This window comes from Streptomyces sp. NPDC058470 (genome assembly GCF_042721055.1).
Classification (GTDB): Bacteria; Actinomycetota; Actinomycetes; order Streptomycetales; family Streptomycetaceae; genus Streptomyces.
Genome location: NZ_JBHXMF010000035.1, coordinates 58275 through 81178 on the forward strand (window position 1 = coordinate 58275; position 22904 = coordinate 81178).

A 22904-nucleotide genomic window follows, 5' to 3' on the forward strand; every position below is an offset into this window, starting at 1 on the left:
GCAGTCCTTTCGCGACTGGCCAAACAGACCCCGGTGGCTTCGCTACAAGCTGCCGGGGTCACCTATTTGGTCGATCTTACCGTCAAGTCCTCCTCGTATACGCAGAAATCGGGCACGTTCGCCGTTCCGGGACGCACCGTGGCGGTATTCTTCCGGACTTCCTGAAAAGGGCATTACCTTGGTGGGGCAGACCTCGAACCCCGGTCTGCCCCATCGGTGTGTCCAAGGGCTGGCAGATGGACGTCAACGGCAAGCGGACAGACACGACCGTGCTGGTCGTGGACGACGTGGCGGCCAGCAGGTACGCGATCGGCGCCATGCTGCGCCGCGCCGGTTACCAGGTCGTCGTGGCCGGCACCGGCCACGACGCCCTCGTCGAACTCGACGTACGGCTGCGCAAGGGCACCCTGCCCGACGTGGCGCTCGTCGATGTGCACCTGCCGGACATGAGCGGCTTCGAACTGTGCCGTCGGCTCAAGGCCCGGCCGCACATGGCCGGCCTGCCCGTCGTGCACTTCTCGGCCGCAGCCGTGGCACCAGGTGACCGCAGCGAGGGCCTTGACGCCGGCGGCGAGGCCTATCTGACGGTGCCCGCCGAGCCCGAGGAGATCGACGCGGTGATCCGGGCCGCGGTGCGCGCCGCGCGGCTGCGGGCCGACGACCAGGCGGTGGCACGGCGGCTGAAGCGGCTGGCGGAGACGATCGTCGCGATCCAGACGGCGCGCTCCCCGCAGGAACTCGCCGACGCCGCCGTCGAGGGCACCGCTCAGCTCACCGGCGGTCCCGCCGCCGTCTTCGTCCTCAGCCCGGACGACAGGCTGTACCGCGCCACCTCACGCGACCGCACCTCGCTCGCGATGCCCGACGAGAGCGCCCACCGGACCGTGGCCGGTCTGCTCCGGCGGCTCACCCGCGGGCAGGCCGGGGTGCGGATCACCACGGTGCCCGCGCCGCTGTGGCCCGCCGGGTTCTTCCGGCCGGAAGTGCAGCACGACGCCCGGCTGGCGCTGATCCCCATCCAGGACGGCAGGGCCGCGGTGTGCCTCGCCACACCCACCCGCGGGGTGCGCCGGGTGAACCCCGAGGGCGAGGCCCTGGTGGCCCGGCTCGCCGAGGCCACCGCGCTCGCCGCCGAGCCGCTGCTCATGTACCAGGTCGAACGGCACGTCGCCCTCACCCTCCAGCACAGCTTCCTGCCCCAGCCGCACCGACTGCCCGAACTGCCGGGCCTGGACGTCGTGGTCCGGTACGTGCCGGCGTCGGAGGAGACCGAGATCGGCGGCGACTTCTACGCGGCCCTGCGCACCGACGAGGGCGTGCTCGCCGCGGTCGGCGACGTCGTCGGGCACTCGCTGGAGGCGGCCACCGTCATGGTCGAGATCCGGCACGCGCTGCGCGCCTACTGCGTCGACGAGAGCGACCCGGCCGTCCTCGCCGAGCGCCTCGACCGGATGCTCCGGCGCTACCACCCCGACGTCACCGCCACCGTCTGCCTGACCCTGACCGACCCCGCCACCGGACGCACCCGCATCGCCAACGCCGGCCACATCCCGCCACTGATCATCCGGGACACCGGCAGCGCCGACTACGCCAAGGCCTCAGGCCCGCTGCTCGGCGTGGGCCTGCCCCACCCGCCGCCCACCGAACTGTTCCTCGAACCCACCGACCGGCTCCTCATGGTCACCGACGGCCTGATCGAGACCCGGGGCACGGACCTCTCGGTCTCGATGGAGCAACTCCGCGCGGCCGCCGCCGGCGCCCTGCCCGGCCTGGACGCCCTGTGCGACACCCTCCTCGAGCACTTCGGCCGCGACCGGGAGGACGACATCGCGCTCCTTGCGCTGCGGCTAGGGTGATCGGGATACGCCTAGAACAGGAGTGCCCATGCCGCAGATCACCGTTGAATACTCCGAGTCGCTCGACGTCACCTTCGACCGGCCCGGCTTCGCACTCGCGCTGCACCCGGTGGTCGTCGAGACGGCCGCCGCGCGCCTCGGGGCGTGCAAGACGCGGTTCCGGCCGACCGAGGACAACGTGGTGGGAGCCGAGGCGGACGGGCACGCCATCGTGTACATCACGCTCGCCCTGCTCCCGGGCCGCACCGACGAGACCAAGGCCGCGCTCACGGCGGCTGTCCTGGACCTACTGAGCGCACACATCAAGCCCACCGACGGACTCACCCTGCACGCCTCCGCGGAGGTGCGCGAACTCGACCCGTCGTACGACAGGTTCGAGAAGTAGGACCCGTGGTTTCTACGACGCCGGCGGCGACGCCAACGCGATCAGCCGGACGACGAGGTCGCTGAACGGCCCGTCGCCCGGCTCGTTCCTGAGCGACCGGCGCAGCAGTTCACTCAACTCCTCGTCGTACGCGGCACTCACCGCCGCCAGCGCGGCGAAGTCGTGCACGAGCTGCCGCTCCAGCTCGCCGCGCGGGATGCGCCGTCCGTCGAGCCAGAGCAGCGCCGTCGACTCGACGAGCGAGATCCATGAGCGGATCACCAACTCCAGCCGGGCGGGCGGGTTTTGGACACTCATGTGCGAGAGGATCTGGATGTACGCCGCCTGCCGTACGCCGTCGACCAGTGCGTTGGTGGTGGACGAACCGACCGCCGGGCCGCCCCGCATCAGTGCCGCGAAACCCGGCCCGTGGTCGTCGACGAAGTCGAAGAACCTGCGCATCACCCGCAGCAGCCGCGACCCCAGCGAGCCTTCCGCGGGGACCATGAACCGCCCCGCGAGATCGTCCGAAGCGCGCTGCAACGCGGCCTCGTACAGGCTGAGTTTGCCGGGAAAGTAGTGGTACACCAGCGGTCGCGAGATGCCAGCGGCCACGGCTATCTCGTCGATGGAGACCTCGTCGGGCGAGCGTCTGCTGAAGAGTTCGAGGGCGACGCCGATCAGCTGCTGCCGCCGTTCATCGACACCCATCCTGCGGCGTACCCCGGTTGTCATACGAACACCTTACCGATCGGATCCGGCCTGAACGGCCCGGTCCGGCCACGGCGGTTCACATATCCAGGACGATCCTCTCACCACGCGCCCGCGACACACAGATCAGCATCGAGTCACCACGCTCTGCGTCCGTCAGCAGTTCGTCCCGGTGCTCGATCTCCCCTTCCAGGACCCGCTGTTGGCAGGTTCCGCAGAATCCCTGCGCGCAGGAGTACGGGGTGTTCGGCAGCTCCGCGCGGACCGCGGCGAGCACCGTGGAGTCGGCGGACACCGCCAACGTACGTCCGCTGCGGCGCAGTTCGACCTCGAAGGCGCCGTTCCCCGCACTGGACGTACGCGGCGCGAACCGCTCCAGATGCAGCGTCGCCCCCTCCGCAAGCCGGGCCTCGACCGCGGCCATCAGTCCCTCCGGACCGCAGCAGTAGACCGCGGCGTCCTCGGGAGCATCGGCCAACAGCGCGTCGAGGCAAGGCAGTCCGTCCTCGTCCTCGGCGACAACGGTGACCTGCCCGCCCCGCAGCTTCCCGACCTCCTCCAGGAACGGCATCGAGGCCCGCGTACGCCCGCAGTACAACAGCCGCCATTCGGCGCCCTGTTGGAGCGAACGCAGCATCGGCAGGACCGGCGTGATCCCGATACCGCCGACCACGAAGACGTACGCGGGAGCGGCCACGAGCGGGAAGCGGTTGCGCGGCCCGCGCACCTCGACCTCCATACCTTCCCGGAGCCCCTCGTGCACCTCGCGCGAACCCCCGCGCCCGCCCGCCGTCTCGCCGACGAGCCGGGTCGCGACGGTGTACGACGAGGTGTCCTCCGGGTCCCCGCACAGCGAGTACTGCCGTATGAGCCCCGAAGGCAGCACCAGGTCGAGATGCGCGCCAGGCTCCCAATGCGGCAAGTTCCGCCCTACCAGGCGGAGTTGTACGACACCGTCGGCGACCCGCTCATGCCGGGCGACCGACAGCCGTAGCGCCCGGGAGCGCGGCCGGCCGGAGACCGGGTTCTCCAACGCGGGCAGCGGCCACAGCGGCGAGGCCCCGATCCGGCGGCGCATCGCGCGCCTGACGAGCAGGGCCGTACCGGCGACGGCCACGAAGGTCCGCAGCCGGGACATCAGGCCACACCCTTTTCCGCGAGCTTGTCGGCGGCCCTCTCCGCGACCTTGTCCGTGACTGTCGCGGTGGCCTTCTCCGCGGCCGTCGCCGTGGCTTTCTCTGCGGCCGTCGCCGCGGGCGAGGCGGCGAGATAGGCCACGGCCTGCGCGGTCGACCCCTCCTGGGACGGGTGATAGGCCCGGCTGAGATAGCGCGGAATGGACCTGAGCATGTCCCCGGTCGACGGCAGTACCCCCGCCTTCCCGGCCCGATGGAAGTCCTTGAAGCTCGCCCGGCCCGCAGTGAGCGTCGGATCGTTCTCCATGAAGAACCGCGCCCCGCGCTGCCACAGGAAGACCAGGGCCGTGAAAGCGGTCGCCCAGGTCCGCGCGCGGCGCCGGTAGCCCCCGTCGACGTGCAGGAACAGCTCGAACGCCACGGACCGGTGCTCGACCTCCTCCGCGCCGTGCCAGCGCAGCAGATCCAGCATGGTCGGATCTGCGCCCCGCCGGTCCAACTCCTCGGCGTTCAGCACCCAGTTGCCGAGAAACGCGGTGTAGTGCTCGATCGCCGCGATGATCGCGACCCGCTCCATCAGCCACCACCTACGGGCCTTGCCCGGCGGCAGCGTGCGGTCGCCGAGCAGCTTCTCGAAGAGCCAGTCGACCTGGGCGGTGTACGGCGTCGGGTCGAGCCCGAGTTCCCTGAGGTGGGGGAGTACCTCGTCGTGCGCCTGCGCGTGCATGGCCTCCTGGCCGATGAACCCGATGACGTCCTCGCGCAGCCGTTCGTCCCGGATGTACGGCAGCACCTGCTTGTACACATGCACGAACCAGCGCTCACCGGCGGGCAGCAGCAGATGCAGCACATTGATGGTGTGCGTGGCGAACGGCTCGTCCGGCACCCAGTGCAGGGGCGTGTCCTCCCAGGAGAACGACACCTTCCGCGCCTTGAGGGGTATCCGCTCGGAGTCGACCGGTTCGGGCAGCCCGGCACGAGTGTGAGACATGCCGTCAATGTACTGACGGGTAGGTGCGGGGAGAACCCCCGCGCAGCGACTTGTTGACGCAGATGTCAGCTAGGTCCTGTGGCTCGGCTCAGCGCAGCCCGCTGATCTCCCGCCCGTCCTCGAGGCTCCCCTTCAGCTCGGCCTGTGCTCCCTGCTCGGCCCGTACGGTGAGCAGGGAGCCCTGCGCCGACCCGGTGACCCCGCCGGTCGCGCCGACAGACGCCGTGTCCCTGCTGCCGGCCGCGATGAGATACCAGCTTCCGGTGCCCGACTTCCACAGCACACCCGCCAGCACATGCGGGTCGCGGGATCCGCACGCGGGCGAGTTCTCGGCCTTCGCGGCGACCGCACCGTACGTACCGCCCGGCGTCTGGAACTGCGCGAGCACGCGGGTGCCGCCGCCGCGCCAGGTGTCGGCCCGCGTGCACACCCAGGTCGCGCTACCGCCGGCGTCGGGCAGGTCCTGCCGGGCGTACTGCCAGGCGTTCACGGACCGCACGCCCTGCGAGCGCACGGAAGCCAGCGAGCAGGCGAACGGCGCCCAGTTCCGCAGCGCTTCGGCACTGGACGCCTCGCCGGGGCCCGAGGGCTGTCCCGAGGTGAGGTGCGCCGGGGCCAGCTCACCGAGGTCGGTCAGCAGGCGGGTGCCCGAGTTGTCCGTCAGCTCCAGTACGTTCCACGAGGTGCACGCGCCGGACCGCTGGGCCGGGCTGGCCAGCGGGGAGGTGACACCGTCGGCCGCGAGAGCGAGGTCCATCGCGCCGGAGGACGGCTTCATCAGGTCCCGCTCGGTGGCCTTCGTCACCCAAGGGGCCGTCAGATAGCGGACGTTGCCGTCGGTCCGGCCGAGGACCACCGCCTCCGCCTCCGCCCCCTTCGCGCCGTCGACCCGCGCGAAGTCGAGGGCCGCGCCGTTCGTGCCGTCGGTCGGCTCGGCGTACCGCGCGATGCGCAGACCGTCGTAGAGCAGCACCACACGGGCCTGGTCGACCACGCCCGCGTACAGGAGCTGCGGCGGCCCGGGCGGGGCACCGGACGGGGTGCCGGGGGTCGCCGACACCGCCACGGACTCGCCGGGCCGCGCCCACACGGCGAGCGCCCGCCGCAGCAGAGCACTGTCCCCGGTGAGGGCTCCACGCGCGGGCCACACGGAGAAGTCGGTCCGCGCGGACGCCTGCCAGGCCCCTGCCGCCACCTTCGTCAGCTGCGCCGGGTCCAGCGCGGCCTGGGCCGCCGGGTTCTGCGCGTACGGTGGCGCCGCGGCGCCGTCGGGCCCCCACCCGTCGCCGGGCAGACCGAGCAGCGCACCGCACACCACGACGGCCGCGGTCGCGGCGATCGCGGCCTTGACGTGCTGCCTGCGCCGCATCAGATCGGTGGGCCGGGCATGCAGCGAACAGGGATCGAACTCGGCGGAGCCGAGCAGGGAGTCCTGCGCCTCCATACCGGCGGCCACCGCGAGTGCCGCGCCCGGATCGTCGACACCCGCCGCCGTCAGGACCTTAAGTACGTCCGCCTCGGACAGCTTCTCCAGTCCGCGCAGCACATACGCGGCACGGGCCGGCCCGGAGAGCGCGGACAGCCGCTGGTCCAGGGCGAGTTCGTCGGCGCCGCCGGAACGCGGGAAGAGCCTGAGGCCCCACACCTGGGGCAGCAGCGGCGGAAGCTGGGACCGCTTGGGCCACGCCCGCAGGGTCAGCGGCAGGCCCGCCTCCAGCGCCGTACGCACCACTTGGAGGCGTACGAAGGCGTAGCCGGGGTCGCCGTCGCGGCCGCCGCCCGTCTGCTGGGCCGGGATGACCGTCGCGTCACCGGAGGTGCGGCTCCGGGGCAGTGCGCGCTGGGTGAGGGCGTGCGCGGTCAGCACCCGACGGTTGCGGCCCAGGCTGGGCGGCAGCACCAGATAGGCGAGCCGGACCAGCCGCGGATAGTGCTCGACGAGCGCCGCCTCGGCCTGCTCGACGTCGACGACCGGGCCTGCGGAGGGTGCGGAGCGCGGGGCTACATCCTGTGACTGCACACAGCGAAAAACGAGCGAGTCGTCGGATGGTCACCCGCCGCCCGCCGCCCGCCGCCCGCCGCCCGCCGCCCGCCGCCCGTCACGTGCTACTCGGGTTCGACCAGGAGCCTCGCGTAGTTCGCCATCGACCGCTGATAGCGCGGCAGATGGGGTGCGAGGGCGCCGATCACCAGGGCCAGGCCCTCGCGTTCGCGGCCCAGGTCGGCGAGGCAGAGGGCGAGACAGGCGCGTACCGCGTCGTCCAACTCGTCGGACGGGGCCTCGAGTTCCGGACCGAGAAGGTCCACGCCCTCCTCCGGCTTCCCGAGGTTCCGCAGGGAACTGGCGAGCTGGATCTTGGTGCGGCGCCCCCGGTAGCCGCGCAGGCCGCGGGCCAGCGCCTCCCGGTACAGCGGTACGGCCTTGTCCGAGTGGCCCGTCGAGTCCCAGGCGCACGCCTGCTCGAAGGGGCCGAGCGGGCTGGCGGCGGGCAGCTCGGCGGCCAGCTTGTCGATCACCGCCCGGAAATCCGCAGCGTCGGCTTCGTCATAGTCGTCGAACGTGGCCCAGGCCGCCGCCGTACGCTCTTCCCAGTCTTCGTTCACAGGCTCACCCTCGCACAGGTGTGCCCATTGAGGCCGACCGGGGCCGCTGATTGAGCGCTGGGCCCCTGGGAGCCGTATCCAGGGCAAGGGCCCTCGCTCGACAGGGCTCCCGGCGGTATGGGCGCCGACACAGACCGGAGGTACGTAGGTATGAGGTTGACGCGACCGAAGCTCACGGTGGCCGGAGCCGTGGCGGTGCTGGCGCTCACGGGCTGCGCGGCCGAGGACACCTCGGCCACGTCCGACGCGGTGCCCGTCACCGCGACCGGCAGCCTGGAACACATCGCGAGTGAGGCGGGCTGCGCCCCCGAGCTCCAGACGGACGCGGACGAGATCCGCCAGGCCACCTGCAAGAACACCGACGGCCAGTTCATCCTCGCGACCTTCGCCACCGACCGCGGCCAGCGCGAGTGGATCAACGGAGCCAAGGACTACGGCGGGTTCTACCTCGTCGGCCGCAAGTGGGTGGCCGTCGGCGAGCAGAAGGTGGTCACCGCGCTGCGCGGCCAGCTCGGCGGGACCATGGAGGTGGGGACCTCGCACGCCACTCACACGGGCTGACCACACGACGAATACCGAGGGCGCAAGCGAAAGCCGGTGGCGGGAATTCCCGCCACCGGCTTTCTCAGTGGGTCAGCTTCTCAGCGAGCCACTGCCACTCACGTGCACTTCTGGCCGGTGTTGATGCAGTCGACCACCTTGTTCATCGTGTTCGTGTCGAAGAAGTTGATGAAGTCGTTGTGGTCGGTGATCGGCTTGTGCAGGTTCTCCGGGAAGGAGTCGACCGCGAACGGGTTCACGACCTGGCCGTTCTCGATGGTCGGAGCCGGCACGTCGTAGACCAGACGGACCCGGAGCTGGGGGATCGCCTTGAAACCGTTGGCGCAGGTGCCGTCGGCCTGGACGAACGCCACGTGTGTGCGGTGGTTGGCGCTGTCGATGTTCTGGCCGTCCCAGCAGCTCTGGAAGTTGGTGGTCCGCACCACGTTGCTGCCCTCGGGGCAGATCGGGTACTTGTCCTCCAGCTGCACCTTGTTCTCGAAGCCGGTGCAGCTCCAGTTGGCGTTGGCGTTGGCGTTGCCGTTGATGAAGGCCTTGGCGTCACCGGTGATGATGCGCAGGGCCGTCGGCATCGCGACGACGTCGCCCGTCTTGTTCCCGAAGAACTTGATCTGCGCCTCGACGGGCTCGAGGATCTTGCCCACGTTGCCCTCGGTGCCGCCACCGGCGTTGTTCTGGTCGAAGTCCTGCGTGCCGTCCTGCACACGCAGCACCGGCCAGAAGTACGACGACTTGTCACCCTGGTTCTGGCAGGTGGTGTCGGCCGCCGCCAGGTCCGCGTCGCTCGCGAAAGCGTCGTTGTTCTGGTTGCCGACATAGTCGTGCAGGTGGTGTGCGCCGTTGGTGACACCGGGGGCGACGATCACGTTGTCCGTGTTGTGGTTGTCGTTCCCGTTGGTGCCGCACTTCGTGGTGAAGGTGCCCGTCGAACCGGTCTTCCCGCTCGCGGTGAGCCCGTTCGCGCCCACGCCCTTTTGGTTGTTGGCCTGGGCGGTGGTGATGTCCTGGAAGTCGGCCGCCACCGGACCGTTGCCACCCTGACCACCACCGACCGGGGGAGCAGCCTCGCCGGCGTCCCCACCGGGGGCGGGACTCTCGGTGTTCTGGTCCTGGCCGTCCCCCGCCTGACCGTCGTTGGTCTGTGGCTGTTCCACGGCCTCCCCGGTGCAGGAGGCGAGACCGTCCAGCGCGTCCGGGGCGTTGCCGCCGACGCGGGATATCTCCAGCTGGATCCGGTCGATGATCACCGCTCGGTTGTCCTTGAGCGGCTGGAGAACGGAGTTCTGGACGAAGCTCGCGTCCTGGGCCTGCGCGTCGCGGGTGGTCGCCAGCCGCTGGTAGGCGTCGGTGATCTGCTGGTCCAGCGTGGCCAGCTCGCCGTCGACCTCCCCGCGCGCCGGGTCGGGCACATCGGTGAGCTGCTGACCGACATCCGGGCAGTAAATGGTGGCCACCTGAGCGGTGGCGGCCTTGGTGCTGTTCTGCCCTGAGTTCTCCTCGTGAGCCGAGGCGTAAAAGTTCGCCCAGACAAGACCGCCTCCACCGATCGCGAGGGCCGCGGATGCGGCCACGGCGCGAACGGCCAGTGGCGAACGGCGTTTTCGTACGTTGCGTCCCATGGAACTCCTCTGACTTCCTTGCGGGGCAGGAGGCGCCCGACAGGAGTGAAGCGGCTCCATTTCATACGCGTGGGGCGTGTGTGGTGTTCAGAAACCTCGGAAAATCTTAGAACCTCGTGAGGTCGATTCCGGCATAATGGGCACAGAACCCCGCGATTCTCCGGCAGTTGATCTCGAAAATCAGGTTTGGTGGCGGGTCTGAATGATGTTCAGCGCCGCTGAACATGTGTCAGTACGGGTCAACGCTGCCCTTGGTCCAGATAGGCGAGCACCGCGAGTACGCGCCGGTTGTCGTCGTCCGAGACCTCCAGTCCCAGCTTGGCGAAGATATTGGAGGTGTGTTTGGCGATCGCCCGTTCCGTGACCACGAGTTGACCCGCGATCGCTGCGTTCGTACGCCCCTGTGCCATCAGTTCGAGCACCTCCCGCTCACGCGGGGTGAGTCGCCCGAGCGGCTGGTCGGTGGTCGAGCGCCGGGACAGCAGCTGCTGGATCACCTGCGGATCCATGGCCGTACCCCCTCCCGCGACCCTGCGCACGGCATCGATGAACTGGTCCGCGTCGAACACCCGGTCCTTCAGCAGATAGCCGACCCCGCCGGTGCCGTCGGCGAGCAACTCCCGCGCGTACAACTGCTCCACGTGCTGCGAGAGGACGAGCACCGGCAACCCGGGCCGGTTCCGGCGGGCCTCCAGCGCACACTGCAGCCCCTCGTCGGTGTGCGAGGGCGGCAGCCGTACGTCGACCACCGCGACATCCGGCTCCAACTCGGCCAGCGCCCGGCTCAGTTCGGGCCCGGTCTCGACCGCCGCGGCGATCTCGAAGTCGTACGCCAGGAGCATCCGGACCAGTCCGTCGCGCAGCAGGAACAGGTCTTCGGCTAGGACAACTCGCAAGGGATCTCCATGGTGACCATGGTGGGACCGCCCGCGGGGCTGCTGACGGCCAGGACGCCGTCGAATGTACCCAGTCGCCGGTCGACCCCGGTGAGCCCGGAGCCCGCGTCGAGCCGGGCGCCGCCCATGCCGTTGTCGGTGACCGTGATGCGCAGCATGCCGTCCGCGTGATGGACGTCCACCCAGACGCGCTCGGCGCCCGAGTGCTTGACCGCGTTGGTCAGCACCTCACTGACGGCGAAGTACGCGGCCGCCTCCACCGGCTCGCCCGGCCGGCCGTCGAGCTCGACCTCCACCTCGCTCACGAGTGGCAGCCGCAGCGCCAACGCCCGTACGGCGTCGCCGAGTCCGCGCTCGGCGAGCACGGGCGGATGGATGCCCCGGACGAGGTCCCGCAGCTCGGTGAGCGCGTCGGCGGAGGACCTGCGGGCCTGCGCCAGCAACTCCTTCGCCTTCGCCGGGTCCTTCTCGACCAGCGCCTCGATGGTCCCCAGGTCCATCCCCATGGCAACCAGCCTCGCCTGTGCCCCGTCGTGCAAGTCCCGCTCAATACGCCGGAGTTCGGCTGCCGAGGTGTCGATCGCATCGCGCCGTGTCTCGGTCAGTACGCGTACCCGCTCGGTGAGTTCGCCCTCGCCCGGGCTGAGCACGGCCCAGGTGAGCAGGAAGTGGACGCGCAGTAGGGGCGGGGTGAGGTGGTAGGCGGCGCCGAGGAAGGCGACGCCCAGCGCGCCCGCGAGGAGCGCCGTGCCCTGCCCGGAGACCGGCACGAACCCGTACCACCAGCCGGTGCCCGTGCCGTCCGTCAGGACGCGCCACAGGCCGAGCGCGAGCGCGAACCCCTCCAGGGGGTAGAGCAGCAGGGCGGCAGGCAGCAGCGCGGTGACGAATCCGGCGGTCATGTCGACCGGCAGCCACGCCAGGTCCCGCCAGGTCGCCGGGTCCCGGAGCATCCGGAAACACCGCTCCCACGGGTTGGCACCCTCGGGCACCGGCCGGTACCTGGCCGGAATTCGCACCCCGCACCACTGGGCCGCGACGATCCGCCGCCAGTTCGCGAAGGCGCGTACGCCGCTGAGTACCCACGGCGTCGTGACGATCCCGATGCCGACCGGCATCAGCACGATCGACACGACCGCCAGCACGAACAGCACCACCGACCCGACGACCCCGACCACACCGACCAGAAGCCCCCGCGCCCCCGCCACGACAACGTCCTGCGCCCGCGCCCGCACCGGGCTGCTGTTCTCTGTCTCCATGAGCTCAGTCTCATGGACCCGCCGGTGGCGGTCACTGGGCCGGGCCCCCGGGCGGGGGGTGGTGGTGGGTGCACCCCATGTGTTTTCGCCCCCTCCGCCCCAGACCCCGCTCCTCAAACGCCGGAGGGGTCAACTCCAGCCCGTCCGGCGTTTGAGGACGAGCGCGTTCAGTGCGACAGCGGGGGTCTGGGGGCGGCAGCCCCCAGGAAACAAGGGGCGGGTAGGGGCGGAGGGGGCGAGAACACTCCTCACAACCCGAGCACCTTCGCCTCCACCCCAGGATCAAGCCCCACCGCAGGCCGGTCGGCCCGCACGGGCGCAACCCCGCCGAGCCCCTGGAGCCAGCTCCAGGTATCGGCGACGGTCTCCAGAACGGGTCGGCACCGCAGCCCGGCACCGACCGCCCGACCCACACCGACCCCATGAAGAGCCCCATGGAGCTCGCTCCCACCCGGCACCCACACCGGCAACTGCGTCCACGGCTCGATCCCGGCCCCGAGAATCACCTCGGCATCGGTCCACCGCAGATCCCCCTCACCCCCGGTGACCTGGACGCACGCGTCGAGGAGTTCCCCCATCGTCGTATGCCCCCGCGGACTGACCAGGTTGTACGCCCCGCCCAGCCTCTGCTCCACGCCCCCGAGGATCCATTCGGCGAGATCGCGGACATCGACGTACTGGAGAGGGAGCTCACGAGGCCCGGGGGCGAGGACCGGCCCGCCCCGGGCGACCCGGTTCAGCCACCACGGCAGCCGCCCGATGTTTTCGTACGGCCCGAGGATCAGCCCGGCCCGCACCAGCAGAGCCTCCTCCACCCCGAAGGCGTCAAGCACGGCCAGCTCACCGCCCCGCTTGTCCCGCGCGTAGTCGATCTGCTCGGCGTCCCCGGACGCCCCGTCGACGAGGGCCGCGTCCTCGTCGTATCCGGCGGGCGGCGGCCACGCGTACACGGAGCAGCTCGACACGTACACATACCGCCCGACCCGGCCGGCCAGCAGCCGCGCCGCGTCCCGCACGGTCCGCGGCGCGGCCGACCAGGTGTCGACGACGGCATCCCACTCACCCTCGGCAAGCGCCGCCAGCCCGTCGGGAGCGGTGCGGTCGCCGTGCAACGACCGCACCCCGGCGGGAGGTGCGTGCCGCCCGCGGTGGAAGACGGTCACCTCCCAGCCGCGACCGAGCGCCGCCTCCACGACGGCGCGCCCCGCGAACTCCGTACCACCCAGCATCAGAAGCCTCATAAGGACGACTCTGCCCGGACTGCGGGCGATACGGAACGGGAATCTGCCGACAGAAGATCCGCCGTCAGGCGGGCGGGGCCGACCGTAGGGTCAACGACCGGTCGGCGGCGCGTACTTGTACCCCACTCGCCGCACCGTCTGAATCGTCTGCCGGTGCTGAACGCCGAGCTTGCGCCGCAGTCGTGCGACGTGCACGTCGACGGTCCGCCCGTCGCCCACGTGCCCGTAGCCCCACACGGTGGTGACCAGCTGGTCGCGGGTGTGCACCCGGTGCGGGTGCGCGACGAGGTGGGCGAGCAGCTCGAACTCCAGGTAGGTGAGGTCGAGTTGCTGCCCGTCGACCTCGGCGGTGCGCTGCACGGTGTCGATGCGGACGAGCGGGTTGTCACCGCCGACGGTGCCCTCGGTGGCGAACGGCGCGGGCCGGTCCGGCACGGCGACCGGCAGCAGGGGCTGCTGGTCGGCCGGTACGAGGACCAGGTAGCCGATCATCGGCGGCTGCCCCGGCAGCACGGGCAGGGTGTGCTGGGGAGCGGGCAGCCAGGTGGCGCCCGGCGGCAGGAAGTCGGTGACGTCCACCACCTCGTCCCGGTCGACGGCACGCAGTCGGTGGCGTCCGGACGTGGTGGATGGCGCAGCCGGGGAGGTCGCGACGGAGGAGAAGGAACGGGTGTTCGCCATGAGAGGTCAGCTCTTTCGCGCGAGAAGTTCGTCGGGAAGATCGACGGCCACGAGTTCGTGGTCGGGCTCGTCAAGGACGTACGTCGTGCGCGCTGGCCGGAGGCCGGGTGTCGGCTTTAGAGGGCCCGCGCGTTCATCGCGCGACAACACACCCGGTCGAAGTCATGATGCTGACGGGAAGGCCAGAACGGCTCCAGGTCCTGGCGACCCGTCGCGGTGTACCTCTGGAAGCTGGCCATGCCCCCATTGAAGCAGAAGCCGGCGCCCGGCAGGAGACTCCTCTCACCGGTCGGACGCTTCCTTGGCGCGAACTTGACGTCACACCCCTGTAAAACCTGGCGTGGCGCCACTGTGAAACCTGACACGGCATCCCTGTGGGGATAAGGGGAAGGGCGCCCACCCCGACGGTGGACGCCCTTCGTACAAGCTGTGAGCTGGTGGCGGATCAGACCTGTCCGGCCTTCTCCAGGGCGGTGCAGCACGTGTCGACGATCAGCCGTGTCACGACGTACGGGTCGACGTTGGCGTTCGGACGGCGATCCTCGATGTAGCCCTTGCCGTCCTTCTCGACCTGCCAGGGGATACGGACCGAGGCGCCGCGGTTGGAGACGCCGTAGCTGTACTCGTTCCACGGGGCGGTCTCGTGCAGGCCCGTGAGGCGGTCGTCGATGCCGGCGCCGTAGTTCTTGACGTGGTCCAGGGGCTTGGAGCCCTCGCCCAGCGACTCGCACGCGGTGATGATCGCGTCGTAGCCCTCGCGCATCGCCTTCGTGGAGAAGTTGGTGTGTGCGCCCGCGCCGTTCCAGTCGCCCTTCACCGGCTTGGGGTCCAGTGTCGCGGAGACGTCGAAGTCCTCGGCGGTGCGGTAGAGCAGCCAGCGGGCCACCCACAGCTGGTCGGAGACATCCAGCGGGGAGACCGGGCCGACCTGGAACTCCCACTGGCCGGGCATGACCTCGGCGTTGATGCCGGAGATGGCGAGACCCGCCTTGAGACAGTTCTCCAGGTGCGCCTCGACGATGTCACGGCCGAAGATCTCGTCCGAGCCGACGCCGCAGTAGTAGCCGCCCTGCGCGGCCGGGAAGCCGCCCTCGGGGAAGCCGAGCGGGCGGGCGCCCTTGAAGAAGGTGTACTCCTGCTCGATGCCGAAGATCGACTCCTGCGCGGCGAACTTGTCCGACACCTCGGTCAGCGCGGCACGGGTGTTGGACTCGTGCGGCGTCATGTCGATGTTCAGCACCTCGCACAGGACGAGGATGTCGTCACCGCCGCGGATCGGGTCCGGGTACGTGGCGACCGGCTTGAGTACGCGGTCGGAGGCGTGGCCCTCGGCCTGGTTCGTCGAGGAACCGTCGAAGCCCCAGATCGCCAGCTCGGCACCCTTGGCGTCGTCGGCCAGTATCTTCGTCTTCGAACGGAGCTTGGCCGTCGGCTCGGTGCCGTCGATCCAGATGTACTCAGCCTTGAAGGTCACGGGCCACATCCTTCGGGGTGGGTCTTCAGTCGCACTGCGGGTGCTGCCTGCGGCGCTGCGGCACTGAGGCGCTGCGGATACGCAGGTCAGCCTGTCAACAGGCGATTTCCCGATCATTGCTCGAATGTGAACCCCGTGTTACCTGAGCTGTGTGTGCCCGCCAATACCGGGCGCTGCTCGACGGGGGTGTTCGCGACCGCGATCGGCGGTCCCGCCGGGCGGTCGCGCACGGACTTTCGCCCTGCCCGGGGTGCCACGGCTCGTATGCGATGGGTTTGCGGGCGCGCACGGGGTGTCGGGGACCGCGTACGGGGTGTGGGGTGCGCACGAGTGGGGGTCCTGCGCACGAGTGAGGGCCCTGCCGCCTCTTCCCGGAAAGCGGCAGGACCCGGTTCATGCGGGCTTCCGTCAGCCCACCCGCTCGACAACCACGTTGCGGATCACGAACTTGCCGGGCTCCCGGACCAGTTCGAAGGCCGCGGTGTTCAGCAGGACGCAGCTTCCGGAGACCGAAGTGACCTCCACGGTCGTGGACTTGTTGTTGTCCAGGTTGGTGACCCTGAGTTCCGTCCCGACCGGGAACTGGTTGCTGGACGCGGCCGGGGTCCCCGCCTCCGAGAAGAGGGTGACGGTCGAGCCGTTGCAGACCTGCTCGCCGGTGGCGCCGCCGGCATCGCCACCGGTGTCCTGCGCGGGGGCGCTCGCGGCGGGGGCCGAGGCCGGGGGAGCGGCGGGGGCGGGCGGCGTGGCGGTCTGGGAGTCCTGAGCCGACTCCCCGACCGCACAGCCGGACGCTTCCTGCTGCACCTTGATCTGTGCGAGGACCGCCTCGCGGTTGGCGATCCGGGCCTCCGACTGCGAGTCGGGGTTGGCCCGTTGGTCGGCGATGAACGTCTCGTTGTTGCCGAACGCGGTGGCCAGTCCCTGGCAGACCGTCGAGCTCGCCGCGTTCTGCACCGACGCGGCGTTCGAGGTGGCAGCCAGGGCGAAGGCCCCGCCTCCGGCCACGGCCGCGGCGCTGACCAACAGCGCGAGCTTCTTCTTGGTGCTGAGGGTTCTCCTGCGCGACATGGGCGGCCTCCTGTGTGCGGGGGTACGTACGCCGCTATGTACGAGATGCCGAACGGAGTTACTCAACAGTTACAGGAGTCACCGAAGTAACGTAGGTCACAAGGGAGTTGGCCCCCGGCGAGGATCTGTCCGCCGCACGCGCTACGTGAAACCCTTTCTTCTGCTGGCGTCCCAGCAGCCCCAAGTGCCTTGTGGCCAGCGGCTTTTGTCAGTGCTCGGCGGTAGAATAGAAGCAGTGTTCGAGGGTGTCGCCGGGGGGTCCGGCGGTGCCCTGACCGCGACAGGAGGATGCCTGTGCCCGCTGCCGCACTGAAGCCGCTGCCCACCCAGTCCACGTCCAGGAGGCCGGTCCAGCTGGACCTGCCGTACGAGCCCGTGGAGAAGCGCCCGCTGCCGCCGGGGCGTCCCCGCGAGTGGTACGTCGTCCACAACCGCCGGCTCAAGGCGATGCGCCTCGCGATCGCTCTGCTCGACTCCGGCATCTACATGCCGAACCAGGCCCGCAACGACACGATCCGCATCACCGCCCAACTCATCGGCGTCCACCCACCGTCGGACACCACATGCCACATGGTGCGGGCCCTGATGAGGTACGCACGCTGATCCACTTCTCGATCGCCGGAGGGGCTGAATCTCTCCCTGGCCGGGGGAGATCTTTCAGCCCGTCCGGCGTTTGAGGACGAGCGCGTCCAGCGCGATACGGGGGTCTGGGCGCGGAGCCCCCAGAAACAAGGGACGGGCAGGGGCGGCGGGGGCGAAAAAACTCCCCGCCCCGCCCGGCAACCCACCCCCACCGCCCCCACCTCACCCGATCGCCGTCCCCGGCATGCGCCCACCCCGCTCCCCGCCTTGACTGAGGCAACCGCGAGGCACGGAACGGGAACGGAAACGGGACGAGAACCACCGAGACGTCGGGAGACGCCATGACGAGGCACGGCATACGGGGGCTGATCCTGGGCACAGCCGCCACGGCGGCCCTGACCGCCCCCCTCACCGGCTGCTCGGACGACACCACCCCCTCCGGCGCCGTCTCCAAGGCCGCCTCCGCGGCGTCCTCCCTCGCCTCCGAGGCCGGCGACACCCTCGCCTCCGCCACCGCCGAGGCCGGCCAGAAGTTCGACGAGTTCAAGAACGGCGTGAACGCCAAGGGCGATGCCAAGGTGAGCGACGTGAGCACCGCCACCGACGGACGCTCCACCGTCAAGGTGACCGTCACCAACTCCACCTCCTCGTCGAAGTCGTACGCCGTCCAGATCGACTTCCGCGACCGGAGCGGCAACCTCCTCGACACGGTCGTCGTCACGGTCGACGACGTCGCCGCGGACGCCGCCAAGGACGCCACCGCCCGCAGCAACCGCACCCTCTCCGGCGAGGTCACCGCCGAGGTGGCCAGAGCCGTGCGGAACTGACAGCCATGCCCCCGACCGCCGCCACGGCCACCGCGGCGGACCGCGCCGCGCAGGGCAGAGCGGCCCGCAAACGGGTCTCCCGCTCCGCGCACGGCGACTGGATCCCCGGCGTCGGCCGGCCCGACCCCGTCGCCGTACTGGAACGGCAGGGCAGGAGTCGTCTTCAGGAGCTGCTGCCGATCCGGTACGGGCGGATGACCGCGTCGCCGTTCGCGTTCCTCCGCGGCGCCGCCGTTGTCATGGCCGCCGACCTGGCGGCCCAGCCGCACACCGGGCTCACCGTCCAGCTCTGCGGCGACGCACACCTTCTCAACTTCGGCTTGTACGCCTCCCCGGAACGCACCCTGCTCTTCGACCTGAACGACTTCGACGAGACGCATCCGGGCCCCTTCGAGTGGGACGTCAAACGGCTCGCGGCGAGCGTCGCGGTGGCGGCCCGCGAGAACGGGCACACGGAGATGCAGGCCCACGGCGCGGCCCAGGCGGCGGTGGGGGAGTACCGCGAGAGCATCCGGCGGCTCGCCGGGCAGGGCGAGCTGACCGTCTGGTACGAGCGCATCGACGCCGAACGGCTGCTCCCGCTGGTCCGCTCCGCCCACCACCGCAAGCGGGTCGAGTCGAGCCTCACCCGCGCCCGCCGGCGCACCAGCCTGCACGCGCTGGGCAAGCTCACCGAGACCGTCGGCGGACGCCGCCGCATCGTCCAGGACCCGCCCCTGCTGGAATCCGCCGGAGTCGCCGACATGGCCTCCCTTCGCAAGATCTTCAGCGACTACCGCTCCACCCTCTCCGAGGAACGCCGCCTCCTCCTGGACCGCTACCGCTTCGTCGACGCAGCCCGCAAGGTCGTCGGCGTCGGCAGTGTCGGCACCCGCTGTTTCATCGTGCTGCTCGCCGGGCGGGACGCGGACGACCCGCTGTTCCTCCAGATCAAGGAGGCCGGCAGATCCGTACTCGAAGAGCATCTGCCCAACAGCCCGTACGTCCATCCAGGGCACCGGGTCGTCGCGGGGCAGCGCCTGCTGCAGGCGGCGAGCGACATCTTCCTGGGCTGGATGACCGGGCCGCAGGGACGCGCCTTCTACTGGCGGCAACTGCGCGACATGAAGGGCTCGGCGGACGTCGCAGGGATGGCCCCCGACGAACTGGTCGCCTACGCCCGCCTCTGCGGCACCGCCCTGGCCCGCGCCCATGCCCGCTCCGGCGACCGCATCGCGATCGCCGCCTACCTGGGCGGCGCCGACACCTTCGACCGCGCCGTCGCGGACTTCGCGCTGCGCTACGCGGACCAGAACACCGCCGACCACGCGGCATTGGGCGCCGCCGTGACGGCGGGAGTGGTCACGGCGGCGCAGGGCATGTGAGCCCGCCGGCCGCGATCGGGCGCTCCAAGGCCCAAGTTGTCACCCCTGGTCGCCCAGCCCGGTCAGGACGGCGTCCACGAACCGCCGCCGGTCCTCGGCATGGTCGCGGAACCACAGGCCCAACATGTGCTCGGCGCCGGGCAGTTCGAGACGGCTGAAGTGGGCGCGGGTGGCCAGCGCGTCGGTCACGGCCTCGGTCACGGCGGGTGGGATCACGGTGTCGGTGCCCGGTACGGCGAGCACCGCCCGCCCCGCGTACGCCCGCAGGACGCCGAGCGCCGGGGCCTGGCGCCAGCTGTCCGGCGTACGGATGATCTCGCTGAAGCGGCTGTCGCCGTCGCCGAACGGAACCGGCCACGCCTCGGCGCCGTACACGGCAGGCGCGCACAGCCCAAGCGCCACCGCTCGCGCCCCGTAGTGCCCCGCGAGATCGGCCACCGTCTGGCCGCTCATGCTGAACCCGACGAGGATCAGCGGAGCGTCCGCAGGCAGGGTCGAGTCGATGACGGCGACGGCCTGCTCGAAGCGCTTCTTGAGGCTCAACTCGCCCAGCGCGCCCGAGCTTTCACCATGCCCGGCGAAGTCGAGGGCGAGGCCCCGGCAGCCGCGTGCGACGAACTCCTCCAGCAGCGGGAGCAGTCGCTCCTTGCTGCCGAGGCCCGCGCCGTGCAGCAGGACGGCGGTGGCTGTCGAACCACCGCCGTCGCCACCGCCGTCGCCACTGCCATGGACTGATTCGCTGCCACCGGCCGACCCGCTGACGCAGCTCAGTCGTTCACCGTCGTGGTCGTATGTGAAAGGGAAAAGCACCCCTCATTTACTCATACCGCAGGTGAGGAGGTGCAGGTGAGGGATATGTCCGCGGAAATGCAGATGCGCGCCGACAGGCCGCTTCCCTACGCTGGAGAGGCGTTCCGGAGGAGCCGAGCACCGCTTTCCTCCGGACAGGTATCAGTGGGCGGACTCAGGGCTACTCTCTACGCACCGACGGACGGCAGCCTCCCCCAGCGCCCCGTCGATTCGTCGGACAACACCGTCACGACATCAAGATCCAGTCACCCACGCACGCAAGGAGTCCCGTCATGGGAACCTTGATCATTTCAGCGACCGCGATCCTGGTCGTCATGGGTTTCTCCCACCACGTCCTCTGGCTCGCGGCGATCGCCCTGCTCTTCCTGTACGTCCGCTACGGCCGTACCGGGGACGGCTCATCGGCGGCGTCCGCACCGGGGTCGGCACCGGGTGCCTCCTCGTCGGGCGCATCCGGAGCCGGGGGCCGCGCGGACTCCACCTACCGCGCCTACCGCGCCCGCCGTGACCGTCAGGCGAAGTGGGAGCGCCGCTACCGCCGCGAACGTCCGATGGAGGCACGGCGCCAGGACCGCCGGAAGTAGACAGGACAGGCGCCCCGGGTCACAGGCCCGGGGCGCCCCAGATCGGGAACCAGCGGCTCAGGTCCTGCTCGATCCGCAGATCGTCGGTGAGCGCGGCCTTGATCTGCAGTTCCAGTGAGTTGTCGCGCTGCTGCCCCGTACCGGCCAGCGGCGCGAAGGGATAGAACGTGCCGCGTTTGTAGAGGTAGACGAGCCCGAGCCGACGCTGCTCGTCGTCCCGGAAGCTCGCCACCGAGCAGAGGAGTTGCGGCCCGAAGCCGCTGCCCTCCAGCGCGGTGTTGACCGCGTGCAGATCACTCACCAGCGCCGGCAGATCGTCGGGCTCCCGCCGCGAGACCAGCCACGAGTACCCGTACTCGTCCCGGGTGATCTCCACCGGGGAACTGTCCCTCTCGGCGTCCGCGTCCAGCAGCGCCTGGACCTCCTGACGGGCCTCGGCGAACGCCCCGCCCTCGACGGTCGCGAAGCACACCGCGCCCGTCCCCGTCGGGGTGAAGCCGGCGGCCGCCTGCAAGGTGATGGCGGCCGACGGCAGGGCGAAGAGCTGGTCGAGGTCGGGGGCGACGGGTCTGCTGCGCCCGAGCAGGATGTCCAGGAGCCCCATGCTCAGCCGGCCTTCCCGGGGGTCGCCGGCTCGCCCAACTCGGCCGAGATGCGGGCCAGTTGTTCGAGCCGCTGCTCCAGGCTCGGGTGGGTGGAGAAGTACTTCGCCACGCCCGGTTCGGCGCCGAGGGCGGGGGTGAAGTAGAAGGCGTTGAACGCCTGGGCCGTGCGCAGGTCCTTGGTCGGGATCTTCGCGATGTCCCCGGTGACCTTGGTCAGCGCGGAGGCCAGCGCCGAGGGCCGTCCGGTGAGCTGGGCCGCGGCCCGGTCGGCTGCCAGCTCGCGATACCGGGACAGCGCCCGGATGAGCAGGAAGCTGATCGCGTACACGGCCGCGGAGACCGTCATGACGGCCATGAACACCATCGCCGTGTTCTGGTCCCTGCGCCCGCCGCCCAGGAGCTGCGAGTAGAAGGCGAACCGGACGATCAGCCCGGCGATCACGCCGAGGAAGGAGGCGATGGTGATCACCGCGACGTCCTTGTGCGCCACGTGCGACAGCTCGTGCGCCAGCACACCTTCGAGCTCGTCGGGTTCGAGCCGCCGCAGCAGCCCGGTGGTCACGCAGAGCACCGCGTGATCGGGGTTCCGCCCGGTAGCGAAGGCGTTGGGCATGTCCATATCGGAGATGGCGACGAGCGGCTTCGGCATGTCTGCGACGGCACACAGCCGGTCGACCACCCCATGCAGCTGCGGGTACTCCTCCCGCTCCACGACCCGCCCGCGCATCGCGAACAGCGCGATCCGGTCCGAGAACCAGTACTGCGCCCCGAGGAACGCCGCCGCGATCACCACGACCAGCACCCAGGACTTCATCAGCACGATCAATCCGGCGATGAAGGCCACGTACAGCAATCCGAGTAGAAACAGCGTGGCCGTCATCCTGACGGTCAACCGCCGATCGCTCTGGAACCGGCTCTGCATCATGCACCACCCCACACTCGGGCACTCGTCCCGACTTCCATTGTGCGCCCGCCCACCCCCATGAGCAGGCCCCGATCCACCCCACAGCGGGCAAAGACCTGCCCTGTCAAGAGCTACTTATTTATGGGGACCACACAGAACTTCCAGCTGCCGCTTCAGTACGGGGTCGTTGTCACCTCGAAGTCCTCACCGCCGTACAGGGACTCGTAGTGGATCTCGATCACCAGCCGCTGGGCTATGAGATCCGAGAACCAGCCGTGCTCGTCCTCGCTGAACTGTTCGAGGTGAATCAAGAAGACGGACTGCCCCGCGAGGAGCGCGGCACCTGGGCGTAGCGAGTAGGTAAGGGGCCACGCCGGCAGGGCTGCCTTGATGCGGTGCTGGGTGGAACGGTTCCAAGGGCCGATGTCTTCGCCGTCCAGCCGCACCACGGTGTCTGTCACAACGGCCGGGCCGAGACCGGCGTTGATGACCTGGAGGCCTGCGTTGTGGTCCTCGTATCCCCCGATGCGTCGCATCTCCAGCAAGGGCCTGACGGATTGCCTGTTGTGCAGCCGGGTGGCCCGGGTCTGCGAGAAGCTGACCCAGAGCGAGCCGAGAGCTATCGCTGTCGCCGATATGGCTGTGACCGTGTCCGAGTCCACTTGGCTGCCCCCTACGACGCCGAGACCGTAGTCCTTCCCAGCCGCCCCGGTCATGACGCGCCACCGAACAGCACATCGGCCGTGTCCCTCCCGAAAGGAAGG

At 70.2% G+C, this 22904-nt stretch carries 23 protein-coding genes; 7 read left to right on the forward strand and 16 right to left on the reverse strand.

Annotation, left to right across the window (positions count from 1 at the left end; genetic code table 11):
* Window positions 1-236: 236 nt before the first annotated feature.
* Together ACFWP7_RS24985 and ACFWP7_RS24990 are read left to right on the forward strand one after the other, a co-directional pair.
* Window positions 237-1856: a SpoIIE family protein phosphatase gene (locus ACFWP7_RS24985; RefSeq protein WP_384384903.1), complete on the forward strand. Its 1620-nt coding sequence runs from the start codon at window positions 237-239 to the stop codon at window positions 1854-1856.
* 28 nt (window positions 1857-1884) lie between these two features.
* Window positions 1885-2241, forward strand: a complete 357-nt coding sequence (locus tag ACFWP7_RS24990; protein ID WP_384384906.1) for a 5-carboxymethyl-2-hydroxymuconate Delta-isomerase — start codon at window positions 1885-1887, stop codon at window positions 2239-2241.
* A 12-nt stretch (window positions 2242-2253) separates the two neighbouring features.
* Here the strand turns inward: ACFWP7_RS24990 and ACFWP7_RS24995 are convergent, their stop codons facing one another.
* The 5 genes from ACFWP7_RS24995 to ACFWP7_RS25015 all read right to left on the reverse strand — a co-directional run bounded on the left by ACFWP7_RS24995 (window position 2254) and on the right by ACFWP7_RS25015 (window position 7680).
* Window positions 2254-2955, reverse strand: a complete 702-nt coding sequence (locus ACFWP7_RS24995; protein ID WP_384384909.1) for a TetR/AcrR family transcriptional regulator — start codon at window positions 2953-2955, stop codon at window positions 2254-2256.
* A 55-nt stretch (window positions 2956-3010) separates the two neighbouring features.
* The gene (locus ACFWP7_RS25000) at window positions 3011-4069 is read right to left on the reverse strand and encodes a PDR/VanB family oxidoreductase (RefSeq protein ID WP_384384912.1); all 1059 of its coding nucleotides are present in this window, start codon (window positions 4067-4069) and stop codon (window positions 3011-3013) included.
* Entirely contained in the window at window positions 4069-5058 is a 990-nt protein-coding gene (locus ACFWP7_RS25005; RefSeq protein WP_384384915.1) for a metal-dependent hydrolase, read from the reverse strand. Before ACFWP7_RS25005 ends, ACFWP7_RS25000 begins: the two co-directional genes overlap by 1 nt.
* 88 nt (window positions 5059-5146) lie before the next feature.
* Window positions 5147-7078, reverse strand: coding sequence for a hypothetical protein (locus ACFWP7_RS25010; RefSeq protein WP_384384918.1), 1932 nt, complete (start codon window positions 7076-7078; stop codon window positions 5147-5149).
* 86 nt (window positions 7079-7164) lie between these two features.
* Window positions 7165-7680 carry a tetratricopeptide repeat protein gene (locus ACFWP7_RS25015; RefSeq protein WP_384385013.1) on the reverse strand — a complete coding sequence of 172 codons (516 nt, stop codon included), beginning with the start codon at window positions 7678-7680 and terminating at the stop codon, window positions 7165-7167.
* Between the two features lie 132 nt (window positions 7681-7812).
* Between ACFWP7_RS25015 and ACFWP7_RS25020 the strand changes: the two genes are divergently transcribed.
* On the forward strand, window positions 7813-8223 hold the full coding sequence (locus ACFWP7_RS25020; protein WP_384384921.1) for a hypothetical protein: 411 nt from the start codon (window positions 7813-7815) through the stop codon (window positions 8221-8223).
* A 98-nt stretch (window positions 8224-8321) separates the two neighbouring features.
* Here ACFWP7_RS25020 and ACFWP7_RS25025 read toward each other — a convergent pair whose 3' ends face one another.
* The 7 genes from ACFWP7_RS25025 to ACFWP7_RS25055 form a co-directional block, all read right to left on the reverse strand.
* A complete protein-coding gene (locus tag ACFWP7_RS25025; protein ID WP_384384923.1) occupies window positions 8322-9842 on the reverse strand; it encodes a DUF1996 domain-containing protein in 1521 nt (506 codons plus the stop codon).
* Between the two features lie 239 nt (window positions 9843-10081).
* Window positions 10082-10738: a LuxR C-terminal-related transcriptional regulator gene (locus tag ACFWP7_RS25030; protein ID WP_384384926.1), complete on the reverse strand. Its 657-nt coding sequence runs from the start codon at window positions 10736-10738 to the stop codon at window positions 10082-10084.
* Window positions 10723-11997, reverse strand: a complete 1275-nt coding sequence (locus tag ACFWP7_RS25035) for a sensor histidine kinase (RefSeq protein WP_384384928.1) — start codon at window positions 11995-11997, stop codon at window positions 10723-10725. The genes ACFWP7_RS25030 and ACFWP7_RS25035 overlap by 16 nt, the downstream gene beginning before the upstream one ends.
* 248 nt (window positions 11998-12245) lie before the next feature.
* Window positions 12246-13238 carry an SDR family oxidoreductase gene (locus ACFWP7_RS25040; RefSeq protein WP_384384930.1) on the reverse strand — a complete coding sequence of 331 codons (993 nt, stop codon included), beginning with the start codon at window positions 13236-13238 and terminating at the stop codon, window positions 12246-12248.
* Window positions 13239-13328: 90 nt separating this feature from the next.
* A complete protein-coding gene (locus ACFWP7_RS25045; RefSeq protein ID WP_384384933.1) occupies window positions 13329-13919 on the reverse strand; it encodes a winged helix-turn-helix domain-containing protein in 591 nt (196 codons plus the stop codon).
* A 445-nt stretch (window positions 13920-14364) separates the two neighbouring features.
* Window positions 14365-15393 carry a glutamine synthetase gene (glnII, locus tag ACFWP7_RS25050; protein WP_384384936.1) on the reverse strand — a complete coding sequence of 343 codons (1029 nt, stop codon included), beginning with the start codon at window positions 15391-15393 and terminating at the stop codon, window positions 14365-14367.
* Between the two features lie 408 nt (window positions 15394-15801).
* A complete protein-coding gene (locus ACFWP7_RS25055; protein WP_384384938.1) occupies window positions 15802-16464 on the reverse strand; it encodes a hypothetical protein in 663 nt (220 codons plus the stop codon).
* Between the two features lie 294 nt (window positions 16465-16758).
* On the opposite strand from ACFWP7_RS25055, the gene ACFWP7_RS25060 reads away from it, so the two are divergent.
* From ACFWP7_RS25060 to ACFWP7_RS25070, 3 genes are all read left to right on the forward strand, one after another.
* Window positions 16759-17067: a hypothetical protein gene (locus ACFWP7_RS25060; protein WP_384384941.1), complete on the forward strand. Its 309-nt coding sequence runs from the start codon at window positions 16759-16761 to the stop codon at window positions 17065-17067.
* Window positions 17068-17387: 320 nt separating this feature from the next.
* A complete protein-coding gene (locus ACFWP7_RS25065; protein ID WP_384384944.1) occupies window positions 17388-17873 on the forward strand; it encodes a hypothetical protein in 486 nt (161 codons plus the stop codon).
* A gap of 5 nt (window positions 17874-17878) precedes the next feature.
* Window positions 17879-19237, forward strand: a complete 1359-nt coding sequence (locus tag ACFWP7_RS25070) for a DUF2252 domain-containing protein (RefSeq protein ID WP_384384947.1) — start codon at window positions 17879-17881, stop codon at window positions 19235-19237.
* A 39-nt stretch (window positions 19238-19276) separates the two neighbouring features.
* Here the strand turns inward: ACFWP7_RS25070 and ACFWP7_RS25075 are convergent, their stop codons facing one another.
* A complete protein-coding gene (locus ACFWP7_RS25075; RefSeq protein ID WP_384384950.1) occupies window positions 19277-20047 on the reverse strand; it encodes an alpha/beta hydrolase in 771 nt (256 codons plus the stop codon).
* 272 nt (window positions 20048-20319) lie between these two features.
* On the opposite strand from ACFWP7_RS25075, the gene ACFWP7_RS25080 reads away from it, so the two are divergent.
* Entirely contained in the window at window positions 20320-20631 is a 312-nt protein-coding gene (locus tag ACFWP7_RS25080; protein WP_384384952.1) for a hypothetical protein, read from the forward strand.
* 19 nt (window positions 20632-20650) lie between these two features.
* Here ACFWP7_RS25080 and ACFWP7_RS25085 read toward each other — a convergent pair whose 3' ends face one another.
* The 3 genes from ACFWP7_RS25085 to ACFWP7_RS25095 form a co-directional block, all read right to left on the reverse strand.
* Complete coding sequence (locus ACFWP7_RS25085) at window positions 20651-21235, reverse strand: hypothetical protein (RefSeq protein ID WP_384384955.1); 585 nt, start codon at window positions 21233-21235, stop codon at window positions 20651-20653.
* A 2-nt stretch (window positions 21236-21237) separates the two neighbouring features.
* Window positions 21238-22158, reverse strand: coding sequence for a zinc metalloprotease HtpX (gene htpX, locus ACFWP7_RS25090; protein ID WP_384385016.1), 921 nt, complete (start codon window positions 22156-22158; stop codon window positions 21238-21240).
* 155 nt (window positions 22159-22313) lie between these two features.
* Window positions 22314-22856, reverse strand: coding sequence for a hypothetical protein (locus ACFWP7_RS25095; RefSeq protein ID WP_384384957.1), 543 nt, complete (start codon window positions 22854-22856; stop codon window positions 22314-22316).
* Window positions 22857-22904 lie beyond the last annotated feature (48 nt).

What these genes read in the sequence shown, in the direction of transcription:
- ACFWP7_RS25035 (WP_384384928.1), bottom strand. Translation starts at nt 11,997, where the DNA reads ATGGAGACAGAGAACAGCAGCCCGGTGCGGGCGCGGGCGCAGGACGTT.
- ACFWP7_RS25045 (WP_384384933.1), bottom strand. Translation starts at nt 13,919, where the DNA reads ATGGCGAACACCCGTTCCTTCTCCTCCGTCGCGACCTCCCCGGCTGCG.
- htpX (WP_384385016.1), bottom strand. Translation starts at nt 22,158, where the DNA reads ATGCAGAGCCGGTTCCAGAGCGATCGGCGGTTGACCGTCAGGATGACG.
- ACFWP7_RS25025 (WP_384384923.1), bottom strand. Translation starts at nt 9,842, where the DNA reads ATGGGACGCAACGTACGAAAACGCCGTTCGCCACTGGCCGTTCGCGCC.
- ACFWP7_RS25020 (WP_384384921.1), top strand. Translation starts at nt 7,813, where the DNA reads ATGAGGTTGACGCGACCGAAGCTCACGGTGGCCGGAGCCGTGGCGGTG.
- ACFWP7_RS25085 (WP_384384955.1), bottom strand. Translation starts at nt 21,235, where the DNA reads ATGGGGCTCCTGGACATCCTGCTCGGGCGCAGCAGACCCGTCGCCCCC.
- ACFWP7_RS25040 (WP_384384930.1), bottom strand. Translation starts at nt 13,238, where the DNA reads ATGAGGCTTCTGATGCTGGGTGGTACGGAGTTCGCGGGGCGCGCCGTC.
- ACFWP7_RS25065 (WP_384384944.1), top strand. Translation starts at nt 17,388, where the DNA reads ATGACGAGGCACGGCATACGGGGGCTGATCCTGGGCACAGCCGCCACG.
- ACFWP7_RS24985 (WP_384384903.1), top strand. Translation starts at nt 237, where the DNA reads ATGGACGTCAACGGCAAGCGGACAGACACGACCGTGCTGGTCGTGGAC.
- ACFWP7_RS24990 (WP_384384906.1), top strand. Translation starts at nt 1,885, where the DNA reads ATGCCGCAGATCACCGTTGAATACTCCGAGTCGCTCGACGTCACCTTC.
- ACFWP7_RS25000 (WP_384384912.1), bottom strand. Translation starts at nt 4,069, where the DNA reads ATGTCCCGGCTGCGGACCTTCGTGGCCGTCGCCGGTACGGCCCTGCTC.
- ACFWP7_RS25080 (WP_384384952.1), top strand. Translation starts at nt 20,320, where the DNA reads ATGGGAACCTTGATCATTTCAGCGACCGCGATCCTGGTCGTCATGGGT.
- ACFWP7_RS25055 (WP_384384938.1), bottom strand. Translation starts at nt 16,464, where the DNA reads ATGTCGCGCAGGAGAACCCTCAGCACCAAGAAGAAGCTCGCGCTGTTG.
- ACFWP7_RS25070 (WP_384384947.1), top strand. Translation starts at nt 17,879, where the DNA reads ATGCCCCCGACCGCCGCCACGGCCACCGCGGCGGACCGCGCCGCGCAG.
- ACFWP7_RS25095 (WP_384384957.1), bottom strand. Translation starts at nt 22,856, where the DNA reads ATGACCGGGGCGGCTGGGAAGGACTACGGTCTCGGCGTCGTAGGGGGC.
- ACFWP7_RS25005 (WP_384384915.1), bottom strand. Translation starts at nt 5,058, where the DNA reads ATGTCTCACACTCGTGCCGGGCTGCCCGAACCGGTCGACTCCGAGCGG.
- ACFWP7_RS24995 (WP_384384909.1), bottom strand. Translation starts at nt 2,955, where the DNA reads ATGACAACCGGGGTACGCCGCAGGATGGGTGTCGATGAACGGCGGCAG.